We start from the raw sequence: 13,566 nt of genomic DNA, 5'->3' as shown, positions 1-13,566 counted from the left end.
GCGCGATGGAGAGGATTCGTCCGCTGATAGGCAGCGTTGATGCGCCGGATCATCGCCAACCGTGGCGAACCGGCGGCCTCTGGCGGCGCACGATTAACCTCTATGTTGAAGGCGGCGCGCTGCTGACGCTGCATCATCGGGGGCAGGGGGTGAGCCCTGGCGGATGGGTTGTTCGCCATGGTGATTTTATCCGGCTGCACGCGGCGCTGCGGGCGGGGGCGTCGCCGATAGCGCGGAATGACGGTATTCAGGTCGGCGATCTTTTGCTGATGCCGCCGCGCAGGCGCTGCTCCCTGTGGCTCCGCCGTCAGCCTAACGGCGCCGACCTGCCGACAGCACTAGTAAATCGTCCGGAGGAGACCGGGCTGTTTGGGCCGCTGTCGCAGGCTATCGATCTGCCGCAGCAGCCTGAGCTGCGGCAGCTGCGCCACTGTTTTGCCTCCGCGCTGGCCGGCAACGCCGTCGACTGGCGCCTGTGGTTGGGCAAGGGACCAGGCCTGACGCCGAGCCTGGACGACATGCTGATCGGCATGATGCTGGCGGCATGGCGCGCGGGGCGAATGTTACCCTGCGGCGGAAGGGCGTTTTTTCGCGCCTCCGGCGATCTGCACGCGGCCACCACCCAGGTGAGCGTCAACTATTTACGCTACGCCAGCATGGGACGTTTCGCCTCGCCGCTGATGCATTTTGTACACGCTCTGCAACGTGGACGACGAATTGAACCCGCCGTCGAAGCTCTGCTGGCGATGGGGCATACCTCCGGCGCCGACACGCTTCTGGGATTCTGGCTGGCGCAACATCTTATCTAAGGACTTTTTATGAAAACGCTGGTTGTTGCCCTTGGCGGCAACGCTTTATTACAGCGCGGGGAAGCGCTGACCGTAGAAAATCAGTACCGCAATATCGATAGTGCGGTTCCCGCGCTGGCGCGTCTGGCGAAAAACTACCGGCTGGCCATTGTGCACGGCAACGGGCCGCAGGTGGGGTTGCTGGCGCTGCAGAATCTGGCCTACGGCGACGTTGAGCCCTATCCGCTGGACGTGCTGGTCGCGGAGAGCCAGGGCATGATTGGCTATATGCTGGCCCAGCGCCTGGCGCAGGAATCACCCATGCCGCCGGTGTCGACGGTGATGACCCGCATTGCGGTAGCGTCAAACGATCCGGCCTTTTCGACGCCGGAGAAGTTTATCGGTCCGGTTTACGATCCGGAGCTGCAAAAACAGCTGGAAGACGAATACGGCTGGAGGATGAAGCGCGACGGTAAATATCTGCGTCGGGTGGTGCCTTCGCCGACGCCGGTGAGGATTGAGGAGAGCGAGTCGATTGAGCGCCTGCTGGGCGAGGGGCACGTGGTGATATGCTGCGGCGGCGGCGGAATTCCGGTGCTTGAGAACGGGCAGGGCGCAGAGGCGGTCATCGATAAAGACCTCGCCGCCGCGCTGCTGGCGGAGCAGATTGATGCCGATGGCCTGGTGATCCTGACTGACGCGGATGCGGTATATGAACATTGGGGCACTCCCATGCAGCGACCGATCCGCGAAGCGACGCCGGAAGAGCTGGCGCCTTTTGCCCGCGACGACGGCGCGATGGGACCGAAAATCGCGGCGGTAAGCGGCTACGTGCGGCGTCGGGGCAAGCGGGCGTGGATTGGCGCGCTGTCGCGCATCGATGACACTCTCGCCGGGCTGGCGGGAACCTGCATCAAGCCCTGATGCACAGGCGAAATCAAGCGGCGTGCAGACGCTGAAATTTCCTGCGCTCTTTCCACGGTGGCGGCGCCAGGGAGTCGTGCGGTTTGCGGATTTGGTTGAATGGCTACGGGGCGAATGAATGTTGGTCTGGTAGCCCGGCTAAGGCGCAGCGCGCCGCAAGCCGGGATAAAGGAGAGAGGATTACGCCAGCTGCGCCTGCGCCCAGACGATGCCGCTGGCGTATTCCGGCGGCAGCAGCGGCTTCAGCGCTTCCAGCGTCGCGCTCAGGCGGTCGGTATCGCTGTCGGTCAGGTTCAGGTGGCCGACTTTACGACCCGGACGCACCTCTTTGTCGTACCAGTGTAGATGCACCAGCGGCAGCTTCAGCCAGTCATAGTTCAGATCGGTACCGATCAGGTTGATCATGACCGACGGGCTGTTCACCACCGGCGGCGGCAGGGGGAGATCGGTGATCGCCCGCAGATGCAGTTCGAACTGGCTAATCGACGCGCCGTTCTGCGTCCAGTGGCCGCTGTTGTGCACGCGCGGCGCCAGTTCGTTAATCAGCAGGCCATCGGCAGTGACGAAACACTCCATCGCCATCACGCCAACGTAGCCCAGCTCATTCATGATCGCCGTCAGCATCTGTTCCGCCTGTGCCTGCTGGCGGGCGTTGGCCTGCGGGAAAGCGACGCTGGCGCGTAAAATACCGTCCTGATGCAGGTTGCGGGTCAGCGGATAGAAGACCGTGCTGCCGTCCCGTGCGCGGGCGCCAACCAGCGATACCTCGCCGGAGAAATTAATGCCCTGCTCAACGATACACTCGCCGTAATTATCCTCCGGCAGCTGCGCGGTTTCATTTTCCCGCAAACGCCACTGGCCGCGGCCATCGTAGCCGCCGACGCGGCGCTTAACGATAGCCAGCTCCCCAAGACGGGCGAATACCGCCGGCCACTCGCCTTTATCCGCCAGAAGCTGCCACGGCGCGGTAGCGAGCGCCAGCTTATCGAACAGCTGCTTTTGCGTCAGACGGTCGGCGATAATCGGGAAGACGTCGCGGTTAACAAAGGCGGAATGACGCGCCAGCTCGCGGGTCAACGCGGTTTCCGGCCAGCGTTCAATCTCTGCGGTGATCACGCTTTGCTGTACCGGCACCGCTTCCGGGTCGGCTTCCAGACCAACCGGCCAGACCGCAATACCCAACGGCTCGCCGGCCTGACGCAGCATACGGCCTAGCTGGCCGTTACCGAGAACGCAAACCTGTTTCATGCCGCACCCCGCGGGTCCGGGTTATCCAGCACGTCATCGGTCTGCGCCTGGCGCCAGGCGCTGAGGCGCTGGTGCAGTTCGGCATCATGCTGGGCAAGGATCTGCGCCGCCAGAAGGGCGGCGTTAGCGGCGCCGGCTTTACCTATCGCCAGCGTGCCAACCGGGATGCCGCGCGGCATCTGGACGATGGAGTAGAGACTGTCAACGCCGCTCAGCGCCGCGCTCTGCACCGGTACGCCTAACACCGGCACCAGCGTTTTCGCCGCAATCATGCCCGGCAGATGCGCCGCGCCGCCAGCACCGGCAATAATCACCTGAAAACCGTTTTCTTCCGCGCCTTCGGCGAAGCTGAACAGTTTATCGGGCGTGCGGTGGGCGGAGACCACTTCGACATGGTACGGAACGTTCAGGGCATCAAGGATTTCTGCGGTAAACTGCATGGTAGCCCAGTCGCTTTTGGACCCCATCACGATGGCGATACGCGCCGAATTATTGCGGGAAGACATGCGTCTTAAAACTCCTGTGGGTGTGTTGCACACTGCTTTAGAGGCCACAGAGAATAGCATGAACTTCCGGCAAGGAAAACGGTTGCGTGCGCATGGCTAGCCGTCTTATGTCTCGTCGTCACTGGATGAAACTCGTCGGTTATGAGCGGCGGTGGCGCAGGCAAAAAAGTAAAAACCCAGCACCAGTCCCAGGGCGGCATGAGATAGTGCCTGCCGGGGGCTAGAAAGGAAAATGAATCAGCTCAACATCTTCTGGGGTCACTTTGACCATAGAGCCTTCGTGATGCCAGGCGCCGAGCACCACCCGATACGCAGTTTTGCCGTTGGCTTCCAGGGAATGGACGGCAGGGCGGTGCGTATGCCCGTGAATCAGCCACTGGACGTGATGTTTCTCCATGACGTCAACTACCGCCTGCGGATTGACATCCATAATCGCCATCGACTTGCTGCTGTTGGCCGCTTTGCTGTCGGCGCGCATTCTGGCGGCGATACGGCGGCGGATAAACAGCGGCAGGGCCAGAAACAGGCGCTGGATCCACGGATTGTGGACTTTCGCGCGAAATGCCAGATAGCCCGCGTCGTCGGTGCAGAGGGTATCGCCGTGCATAATCAGCACTTTGCGTCCGTAGAGGTCGAGAAGCTTTTCTTCCGGCAGCAGGGTCATGGCGCTTTCGCGGGCAAAGCGCTGACCGACGAGAAAATCGCGGTTGCCGTGGAGGAAGTAGCAGGGGACGCCGGACTCAGCTAACGCTTTAAGCGCAGCGGCAATTTGCCGATGCAGCGGGTTCGGATCATCATCGCCGATCCAGGCTTCAAACAAGTCGCCGAGGATATACAGGGCGTCAGCCTGGCGGGCTTCCCCGTGTAAAAAACGCAGAAAACCGGCGGTAATCGCCGGTTCTTCCGTTTGCAGATGCAAATCCGCAATAAAAAGCGTCGCCACGAATTATTCGCTGACGGTAACGCTTTTGATCACCACATCTTCTTTCGGCACATCCTGGTGCATGCCGCTGCGGCCGGTGGATACCGCTTTGATTTTGTCGACCACGTCCATACCTTCAACGACTTCTGCGAATACGCAGTAGCCCCAACCCTGCAGGCTTTCGCCGGAGAAGTTCAGGAAGTCGTTATCGGCGACGTTGATGAAGAACTGCGCGGTGGCGGAGTGAGGCGCCTGGGTACGGGCCATCGCCAGCGTACCGCGGGTGTTTTTCAGACCGTTGTTCGCTTCGTTCTGAATAGGGGATTTGGTGGTTTTCTGATTCATACCCGGCTCAAAACCGCCGCCCTGAATCATGAAGCCATTGATAACACGGTGGAAAATAGTGTTGTCGTAAAAACCTTCACGACAGTAGTCCAGGAAGTTTTTAACTGTTTCCGGCGCTTTGTCGTCAAACGTCTTGATTACGATATCGCCATGATTGGTGTGGAAAGTAACCATTTTTGCATCCTGTTCCGATGATTGTGGTGCCTGCACCCGGAGTCGGGTGAGATATAGGGGGCTGTTATAGCATAACCGCGGGGCTGGATCACCTTGCAATGTGTGCTGCTTCGGGGTTGAATTAAGGTTAGAATACGCGACTTACATCCACACACGTCTACACGGAATCTTCGATGTTAAAAATTTTTAATACACTGACGCGCCAAAAAGAAGAATTTAAACCTATCCATGCCGGGGAAGTTGGCATGTACGTGTGTGGTATTACCGTTTACGACCTCTGTCACATCGGCCATGGCCGTACCTTCGTCTCATTCGATGTGGTCGCGCGCTACCTGCGTTTCTTGGGCTATAAGCTAAAGTACGTGCGTAATATCACCGATATCGACGACAAAATCATTAAGCGTGCTAATGAAAATGGCGAAAGCTTTGTGGCGCTGGTGGATCGCATGATTGCCGAGATGCACAAAGATTTCGACGCGCTGAATATCCTGCGCCCGGATATGGAGCCGCGTGCTACCCACCATATTGCGGAAATCATTGAGATCACCGAGCAGCTGATCGCCAAAGGCCACGCGTATGTCGCCGATAACGGCGATGTGATGTTCGATGTACCGACCGATCCGAACTACGGTCAGCTGTCGCGTCAGGATCTCGACCAGCTGCAGGCCGGCGCGCGCGTTGATGTTGTCGACGTCAAGCATAACCCGATGGACTTTGTGCTGTGGAAGATGTCGAAAGAGGGCGAGCCGAGCTGGCCGTCGCCGTGGGGCGCGGGCCGTCCGGGCTGGCACATTGAGTGCTCCGCGATGAACTGCAAGCAGCTGGGCAACCATTTTGATATTCACGGCGGCGGGTCGGATCTGATGTTCCCGCACCATGAAAACGAAATCGCTCAGTCCACCTGCGCCCACGACGGCGAGTACGTGAATTACTGGATGCACTCCGGGATGGTAATGGTTGACCGTGAGAAAATGTCAAAATCGCTGGGCAACTTCTTCACCGTGCGCGACGTGCTCAAGTTCTACGACGCGGAGACCATTCGCTACTTCCTGATGTCCGGCCACTATCGCAGCCAGCTGAACTACAGCGAAGAGAACTTAAAGCAGGCCCGTTCCGCGCTGGAGCGTCTGTATACGGCGCTGCGCGGAACCGATAAAACCGCAGAGCCGTCCGGCGGCGAGGCGTTTGAAGCGCGCTTTATCGAAGCGATGGATGACGATTTCAACACCCCGGAAGCTTATTCGGTGCTGTTCGATATGGCCCGTGAGGTTAACCGTCTGAAGACCGAAGATACCGCCGCGGCCAACGCGATGGCGGCGCATATGCGTAAGCTCTCTTCGGTGCTGGGTCTGCTCGAACAGGAGCCAGATGCGTTCCTGCAGAGCGGCGCGCAGGCGGACGACGGGGAAGTGGCGGAAATCGAGTCTTTGATCCAGCAGCGTCTGGACGCGCGTAAAGCGAAAGACTGGGCGGCGGCGGATGCCGCGCGTGACCGTCTGAACGAGATGGGCATTGTGCTGGAAGATGGCCCGCAGGGTACCACCTGGCGCCGGAAGTAGTCTCATTCTCTCTTTTTGCCGGGGGTGTCCCCGGCATTTTTTTGCCCATACCCAGGCCAGTACACCCGACGCTGACCGTCGTGTTTAATGTCCTGGATGGGGATAAAGTCAAGGCGCCAGTTGCGGCGCCTTTACTTTTTACTCGGTAACGGTAACGCTCTGACCTTCAAAGCTGACCGTTTGGCCAGCGACGATTTTGCAGCGCTTACGGGTTTCGACCACGCCGTCGACTTTGACCAGACCGTCGGCAATGGCGATTTTCGCCTGCGCGCCGCTTTCGCTCCAGCCTTCCAGCTTCAGCAGGTCGCAAAGCTCAACGTGCGGGTGTTTGCCTAAAGAAAAATTCGTCATCTCAGGCCTCCTGAATATCGTGATACTCTTCGCACGCCTGCAGCGTGTTCTGAATAAGGGTGGCTACGGTCATCGGGCCGACGCCGCCGGGAACCGGAGTGATGTACGACGCGCGCGCGGCGGCATCTTCATAAACCACATCGCCAACCACTTTGCCGTTTTCCAGGCGGTTAATCCCGACATCGATCACGATCGCGCCTTCTTTAATCCATTCGCCCGGAATAAAGCCCGGTTTACCGACAGCCACGATCAGCAGGTCGGCATTTTCGACGTGATGACGCAGGTTTTTGGTAAAACGGTGAGTGACGGTGGTGGTGCAGCCAGCCAGCAGCAGCTCCATGCTCATCGGGCGTCCGACGATATTGGAGGCGCCAATAACCACCGCGTTCAGGCCGTAGGTATCGATATTGTAACGCTCAAGCAGCGTGACAATCCCACGCGGGGTACACGGGCGCAGGCGCGGCGCGCGCTGGCACAGACGACCCACGTTATAGGGGTGAAAGCCGTCAACGTCTTTGTCCGGAGAAATGCGCTCGAGGACTTTGACATTATCAATGCCGGCGGGCAGCGGCAGTTGAACAAGGATGCCGTCAATAGCCTTATCGGCATTCAGCGTGTCGATAAGTTCCAGCAGCTCCGCTTCGCTGGTGGTTTCCGGGAGATCGTACGAGCGGGAGACGAAGCCTACCTCTTCACACGCTTTGCGCTTGCTGCCGACATAAATCTGCGATGCCGGGTTGCTGCCGACCAGTACGACGGCCAACCCTGGGGCACGAAATCCGGCCGCAACGCGCGCCTTCACTTTTTCCGCAACCTCAGAGCGTACCTGCTGCGCAATCGTTTTACCGTCAATAATTTTTGCTGCCATCAGAGAGAGGATTCCATCTGTATCTTTACGAAAGGGGGATGACGATATTTTGTCAGAAGCCAGCCTCGCTGTCAGTCTTCGTTTAAGATTTTATCTTGCTTTGACGTGGCGGCGGCTGAAAAACGGGCCTGACCGCGCCGCGAGCGGAGCCAAAAAGAGCCCGGGAGCCGAAGAAAAGTTAACGTGCAGAAACATAAGGTTGGATAAACTTTGTACTGCTTTCGCAGCATAAGCCGCCAGCCTGCGCAGGGAAGCGCAGTTTCGTGGCAAAATACATTGACTCATCAGGCGTGGACCGTATAATTCCGGCGATTGCACATCACGAAGCTCGCTTCTCAATGCGCCCTTAGCTCAGCTGGATAGAGCAACGGCCTTCTAAGCCGTAGGTCACAGGTTCGAACCCTGTAGGGCGTACCATTTCGAAGTAAACAGACGTCAACTGACGTCTTTTTTTATTCTTGAAATTCAGTGGGTTGGCCGATTTTAGCGCGTAGAAATTCTCTCAGAGTCTACCTACATCTACCAGCATCAAGTAGTATCTGTTGGTATATGTGATGGTACATCCCCGTTCAATGAAATCTTGTACCAACATCCAGCAACGGAGGGCCTCAAATGGCGTTAACCGATGTGAGGGTAAGAAGTGCAAAGCCTACCGACAAGCCTTATAAGCTTACCGATGGTGAAGGTATGCATTTAATGGTTCATCCCAATGGATCTAAATACTGGCGTTTACAGTACCGCTTTGACGGCAAACAGAAGATGTTGGCGTTAGGTATCTATCCAGAAATTTCTTTATCTGAAGCTAGGCAGCGAAGAGATGAAGCTAAGCGGCAAGTCGCTAACGCTATAGATCCTAGTGAACAGAAAAAGGTTGAGAAACAAGCTCGCAAAGCGACAGTGGAAAATACCTTCAAAGCGATCGCTTTGGAATGGCATGAGTACAAACGGCCAAACTGGTCCAAAGGCTACGCTGAAGACATCATGGAGGCGTTTGAAAACGATATCTTCCCGGATATCGGCAAGCGCCCGATTGCCGAGATTAAGCCTCTGGATATCCTCAGTTCACTACGTAAACTCGAAAAACGTGGTGTCCTTGATAAGTTGCGCAAAATCCGCCAGGCCTGTAACCAAGTCTTTCGCTATGCCATTGTCACCGGTCGGGCTGAAACTAACCCTGCCTCGGATCTGGCAAGTGCGTTAACCCCGCCAAAATCTGTGCACTATCCTCACCTGCTAGCGGATGAACTTCCTGCTTTTTTAGAAGCTCTAGCCGCTTATTCCGGTAGCCCAGTAACTCGGCTAGCAACAACGATTTTGATGCTAACGGGCGTTCGTACTATTGAACTCCGCATGGCTGAATGGAAAGAGTTCGATTTTGACAAGCGGGTTTGGGAAGTACCGGTTGAAAGGATGAAGATGCGCCGCCCTCACCTTATACCCCTATCTGATCAAGTTGTGGCAGCACTACGGGAGATCCAGGCTGTGACTGGCCGTTATAACCTAGTGTTCCCAGGCCGTAACGATATTACCAAACCGATGAGTGAGGCGAGTATCAATCAGGTACTGAAAAGGATTGGGTATCATGGGAAGGCCACAGGACACGGCTTCCGGCACACGATGAGTACCATCCTGCATGAACAGGGATATAACACGGCATGGATCGAGCTACAACTTGCTCATGTGGATAAGAATACCATTCGTGGCACCTACAACCATGCGCAGTATCTGGAGCAACGCAGGGAAATGTTGCAGTGGTATGCAAATTATGTTGTGTCACTAGCTAAGGGCACTTTCATACAGGGAGCCTTTGGTAAGACAGGCTAGTTACGTTAGATTTCTTGGCTGGTTGATCTGCAACATAAAGTTGAATTTCAAATAAAGAAGGCATCCGTCCATTAACGTTCGGGTGCCTTTTTGCTTTTTAACAACCGAAAATCAGGAGATTTTATCAATGGCTACAATATGTCCTAAATGTGGTTCTGAACGCGTTAGCGAACGTAACATTGGGAGGAAGGCTGGAAGTATCGCTGGAGGTGTGGCAGGAGCTCTTAGTGGAGCAAGTTCTGGGGCTGCAATTGGCTCTGTTGTGCCAGTTCTGGGGACTGCGGCCGGGGCAGTTATTGGTGCTGTGCTAGGGAGATTTGTGGCTGGTGCAACTGCGGGAGCGGTTACCGGCTCAGCCCTTGATGGACTCCTGTTTGACAGATATGAGTGCGACGATTGTGGTCATACCTTTGACTAGAAGGTTATGCTAAATGTCATATCTTTATGATTTTAATTAATAAAAAGTATCCACTATTTGCCTCATCAATTTTAATACACCACATCCCCCTCATAAACTGATCTACAAAAACGATCGATATCATTGCAATGATAGTTATAATCTATCAAATATAAATAATTGATCGTTTTTATCGATAGATTTTGCAGATCAATTATTGAAATTCGATCGGTAATAACAATTTTACCTGCACTCATAACCTCCCTATCTTAGAAAGAATTCAATTAGAATCAGGCCAGGATTCTTACCGGGTGACAATAAGGAGATGCACCATGCGCCTATAGCAAGGATGTTTCAATGCGGCAGGTATAAGTCTGCCCATCCATTCAACATGCTTACCGGACAAAGTGACGGTTTTAAACCACCACTTCAATCATTTATTGCTATTTTTCAAGGAGCCAACGATGGCATTTATTCTTTTACTTTTGTGGATCGGAGCATCGATAGTTATTGGTAAATTGGCTCAGGCCAGTGGCCGTTCGTTCTTCATATGGTTTGTTATCAGTATGCTTATAGACCCCATATTTGGTGCTATTCTTTTTGCTGTAGTCGTGAGGTCAAAATGAAACCAGAAAGAATTAAGAGGCTTTTTAAAGCCTATCTTGGCATTGGTTTTTTATTCATGTTACTTGTTTGTATAGGGATTGTTTTTTTGTTATGTCAATAAGGGAAATGATTACGTATTTTAATAATTATTTTATATCTACCGCCATGCTCCCCTCCTGTTCAATACTCTTGAAGTATACCAGTTTAACGTTCTCTGTAATATTTAGGCTATTATGTAAAGATAAGGAATTATCATGATAAACTATTATGAATATCTTGAGCTGGATATGAATACCAGCGTTGATGAATTAAACCATGCGATACAAAAAGTAAGTGAGCGTGATGATGCAGATTTAAAATTCATCCGTGAAATGAAATTCATTTTGTTAAACGATGAAGCCAGGATACTGTATAATAATAAATTGATTTCTTTTATTGTTGGCGATCGTAAACAGTCTGATTTGGTAAGCGCTGAGAGTATCCGTAAATTATTATATATAGACAACTCGTCGTTACATGAAAAATATATCTGGATTGCAACGGGATTGTTTGTCGTCGGCGTTTTATCCGCATGTTTGTTTAGTTTAGCTGTCAACTATACGGTTAATCTGTTCGTTATGATTGCCCTGATTATCTTGTTCTATATGGACTGGAAGCTACTGGATAAACATGGTAAGGCAAGTTTTTCAAAATGGTGGATTCTTTTTTCGCCAGTTTATATTGCTAAACGTTGTAAAGCCGTTGGTCAGGGGAAAATGCTGTTGCTGGTCTGGCTTGGGATCTGGATTGTATATGGCATCGGGAACTTTGCGGTCAACGGAAGCAAAGCGATGCTGGAACGTACAGCATGCGAGGTGGTAACGGATATCTATCATAAACAGTTACGTCAATACTTACAGCAATGTGAGAACGTAACGTTAACTGAAAGTGAAGGGAAACAGCACTATGGATTTGCTCAGATTAGTGATGGGACAACTAAAAATATTACCGTGACAGAACAATCAGATGGTAAGATTGTTGTATATATTGAATAGGCATTTATGAGGCAAAGCACTTACCTTTGGGGTAAGTGCTTTTTTATATATTGTTTATTTTTAGAGGAGGTTTGTATGAGATTTTTAAAGAAACTGAAATATGTAATCACTTTGGGGGTAATAACCGCCTCCTGTTCAGTAATAGCATCACCTTATGGAGATTCAGATGTTCTGTTCGGGTGTATCATAAAAGGTAAAACCACTAAAGAGGTGGCTGTGTTGAGGAATAATAATGAAGTCACTTATTTATTCGGTAAATCGGATATTAACGGAGGTAGTGGGGTTATTCCTGAAATCACTTTAGTAAAAAATGTGAGTCAGTTAAGTCAGTCCTGGAACTACAGTCGAGCTGAGGGGGTGTCGATACATACATTGAATATACCTGAAAACGAGTATACTTACTCTGTTTCCTATATCGATGATGGGAAAAATACTGATGGGGAAATAACAGTTTTAAAGCAGGGGAAAGAAATCAGTACGCTAAAATGCAATGATATCTGGGAACAACATCTGGGTGACAGCAATATGATGAATGGTATCCCCGATGAACATTCAGACAATATTAACGAATATGTAAGTAATAAATCCAACTCAGAATCAGAGAAGATACCATCTCAATTACCTGTTAAGATCAAAATAGAATATACCACTTACAACTTCAAAGGTAATGTCAGTGCTGAGCACACTATAAGAAGACATATTTATGTTTATGGTTTGAAGGATAGTGTAACGATTACTGGTTTAAGTATAGACCGTGGTAGTTGTTATCGGTGGAATACCCGACCAGTAACTCTGGGCTATGGTAAGGGTACAGATTTCTCTCTTGTTATCAGTCAAAGGGTTGCCTATGCAAACTCCGGGTGGAACTGGGTTGAGATGAATAATAGATACTCAAAATGTATGTGGTCTGAAATCGAAATTAAAACCGATAGTGGTACTTATAATTTTAATCTGTCAAGATAAGTGGGAATAGAGTATTCTACACATGTATATACAAATGCTTAATCGTAAAATTTGATGAATAAGCATTTGTTGATATTTTATTTATTCCTAATGCAAGTCTATGTATATTACTAGTTGCTTGATGATGTAAGTGCAGATTACTTCAACGCTTGAATATTTGGATGTGAAGAGATTGGTATCACAGTTGTTAGCTGACTATCTTGCTTCGAACCGAGAAAAGAGTATCTATCCATTTGGAGATAAAATATTTCCTAATTGATACAATTGTATAGCGTCATAGAAATACTATTCGGTAATAATCCCCCTATCTAAAATTAATCTGAAATGGAGCTAAAAACATGCTTAAATAAATATAAAAATACAATTTAATGTTTGTAATTATCACAATGATGTTTTTTATGATTGTAAGTGAAAAATTTAAGTCGTAACAAATATAGTATCTACAATATAGATTTTTAACAATTTCATCAGTCAAGCTTTAGCATGGCGAAGTTATTTCATTGATTCAATGAGAAAGAGAAGTGAAAACAAAAGATTATACGAATCAAACAGGACGCTGTGATCTGCCTGAAACTGACGTTACTTAATCCAACCGTTTATCTGGAGGGCGTCAAAATTCTGCTGGCAAGTGTGGTTGTCTGTGGTCAGCAGTTACAGAATGCCTGATTCGAGTCGTAAATAAAAAATCCGACAGCAGAGATGTTGTCGGTTTCTATTATTTGCAAAACGAGTCTACGGCCTCAGTCTTTGTCTGGCGCAGCGAGGTCGGGTTCCCAGGAGATAATGTCACCGGGCTGGCACTCCATGGCTTCACAAATTTTCGCCAGCGTATCGAATCACCTTTACTTTGCCAGAATTGAGCAGTGAGAGGTTTTGCTCGGTAATACTGATAATGGCTGCCAGCGCTCTGGACGTCTTTTTTTTCTCTACCAGCAGTTTGCCCAGATGAACCACCACAGCCATAGTCAGATAAATCCCCTAGTTTCTTCTTCTGCTTTGATCCCCGGAAGCTGGTGTGAAACGTAACGAATAACAAGTCGCCGGTGAGTAAAAGGAT

The 13,566-nt window shown here is 51.4% G+C and carries 13 protein-coding genes, 1 tRNA gene and 1 pseudogene; 8 read left to right on the top strand and 7 right to left on the bottom strand.

What is annotated here, in order from left to right; translation table 11 throughout:
* The first annotated feature begins 5 nt into the window (after nucleotides 1-5).
* Together K7H21_RS21245 and K7H21_RS21240 are read left to right on the top strand one after the other, a co-directional pair.
* Entirely contained in the window at nucleotides 6-809 is an 804-nt protein-coding gene (locus K7H21_RS21245) for an oxamate carbamoyltransferase subunit AllH family protein (protein ID WP_004130053.1), read from the top strand.
* A gap of 9 nt (nucleotides 810-818) precedes the next feature.
* Nucleotides 819-1,712: a carbamate kinase gene (locus K7H21_RS21240; RefSeq protein WP_049112239.1), complete on the top strand. Its 894-nt coding sequence runs from the start codon at nucleotides 819-821 to the stop codon at nucleotides 1,710-1,712.
* A 180-nt stretch (nucleotides 1,713-1,892) separates the two neighbouring features.
* Here K7H21_RS21240 and purK read toward each other — a convergent pair whose 3' ends face one another.
* The 4 genes from purK to ppiB all read right to left on the bottom strand — a co-directional run bounded on the left by purK (nucleotide 1,893) and on the right by ppiB (nucleotide 4,907).
* Nucleotides 1,893-2,960 (bottom strand): 5-(carboxyamino)imidazole ribonucleotide synthase, encoded by a 1,068-nt coding sequence (gene purK / locus K7H21_RS21235; protein WP_004130057.1) that lies wholly within the window; start codon nucleotides 2,958-2,960, stop codon nucleotides 1,893-1,895.
* Nucleotides 2,957-3,466, bottom strand: a complete 510-nt coding sequence (gene purE, locus K7H21_RS21230) for a 5-(carboxyamino)imidazole ribonucleotide mutase (RefSeq protein WP_004130058.1) — start codon at nucleotides 3,464-3,466, stop codon at nucleotides 2,957-2,959. Before purE ends, purK begins: the two co-directional genes overlap by 4 nt.
* Nucleotides 3,467-3,686: 220 nt before the next feature.
* Nucleotides 3,687-4,409: a UDP-2,3-diacylglucosamine diphosphatase gene (lpxH, locus tag K7H21_RS21225; RefSeq protein ID WP_004130069.1), complete on the bottom strand. Its 723-nt coding sequence runs from the start codon at nucleotides 4,407-4,409 to the stop codon at nucleotides 3,687-3,689.
* 3 nt (nucleotides 4,410-4,412) lie between these two features.
* A complete protein-coding gene (gene ppiB / locus K7H21_RS21220) occupies nucleotides 4,413-4,907 on the bottom strand; it encodes a peptidylprolyl isomerase B (protein ID WP_004130079.1) in 495 nt (164 codons plus the stop codon).
* A gap of 173 nt (nucleotides 4,908-5,080) precedes the next feature.
* On the opposite strand from ppiB, the gene cysS reads away from it, so the two are divergent.
* On the top strand, nucleotides 5,081-6,466 hold the full coding sequence (cysS, locus tag K7H21_RS21215; RefSeq protein ID WP_004130082.1) for a cysteine--tRNA ligase: 1,386 nt from the start codon (nucleotides 5,081-5,083) through the stop codon (nucleotides 6,464-6,466).
* A gap of 138 nt (nucleotides 6,467-6,604) precedes the next feature.
* Here the strand turns inward: cysS and ybcJ are convergent, their stop codons facing one another.
* Nucleotides 6,605-6,817 carry a ribosome-associated protein YbcJ gene (gene ybcJ / locus K7H21_RS21210; RefSeq protein WP_004130084.1) on the bottom strand — a complete coding sequence of 71 codons (213 nt, stop codon included), beginning with the start codon at nucleotides 6,815-6,817 and terminating at the stop codon, nucleotides 6,605-6,607.
* Between the two features lies 1 nt (nucleotide 6,818).
* Nucleotides 6,819-7,685 carry a bifunctional methylenetetrahydrofolate dehydrogenase/methenyltetrahydrofolate cyclohydrolase FolD gene (gene folD, locus K7H21_RS21205; protein ID WP_004130086.1) on the bottom strand — a complete coding sequence of 289 codons (867 nt, stop codon included), beginning with the start codon at nucleotides 7,683-7,685 and terminating at the stop codon, nucleotides 6,819-6,821.
* Between the two features lie 340 nt (nucleotides 7,686-8,025).
* On the opposite strand from folD, the gene K7H21_RS21200 reads away from it, so the two are divergent.
* From K7H21_RS21200 to K7H21_RS21180, 5 genes are all read left to right on the top strand, one after another.
* Nucleotides 8,026-8,102 (top strand) — tRNA-Arg (locus K7H21_RS21200).
* A gap of 195 nt (nucleotides 8,103-8,297) precedes the next feature.
* A complete protein-coding gene (locus tag K7H21_RS21195) occupies nucleotides 8,298-9,509 on the top strand; it encodes a tyrosine-type recombinase/integrase (protein WP_142983357.1) in 1,212 nt (403 codons plus the stop codon).
* An 861-nt stretch (nucleotides 9,510-10,370) separates the two neighbouring features.
* A complete protein-coding gene (locus tag K7H21_RS21190) occupies nucleotides 10,371-10,532 on the top strand; it encodes a hypothetical protein (protein WP_040216727.1) in 162 nt (53 codons plus the stop codon).
* 234 nt (nucleotides 10,533-10,766) lie between these two features.
* Entirely contained in the window at nucleotides 10,767-11,546 is a 780-nt protein-coding gene (locus K7H21_RS21185) for a hypothetical protein (protein WP_223035340.1), read from the top strand.
* A 75-nt stretch (nucleotides 11,547-11,621) separates the two neighbouring features.
* Nucleotides 11,622-12,509 (top strand): hypothetical protein, encoded by an 888-nt coding sequence (locus K7H21_RS21180; RefSeq protein ID WP_142983360.1) that lies wholly within the window; start codon nucleotides 11,622-11,624, stop codon nucleotides 12,507-12,509.
* Between the two features lie 740 nt (nucleotides 12,510-13,249).
* On the opposite strand, the pseudogene K7H21_RS21175 reads toward K7H21_RS21180, so the two are convergent.
* Nucleotides 13,250-13,472: pseudogene (locus K7H21_RS21175) on the bottom strand (helix-turn-helix domain-containing protein).
* Between the last annotated feature and the right edge of the window lie 94 nt (nucleotides 13,473-13,566).

This window comes from Klebsiella sp. CTHL.F3a, assembly GCF_019890895.1.
GTDB classification, from domain to species: domain Bacteria; phylum Pseudomonadota; class Gammaproteobacteria; order Enterobacterales; family Enterobacteriaceae; genus Klebsiella; species Klebsiella grimontii.
This window is presented reverse-complemented; position numbering and strand designations above follow the sequence as displayed.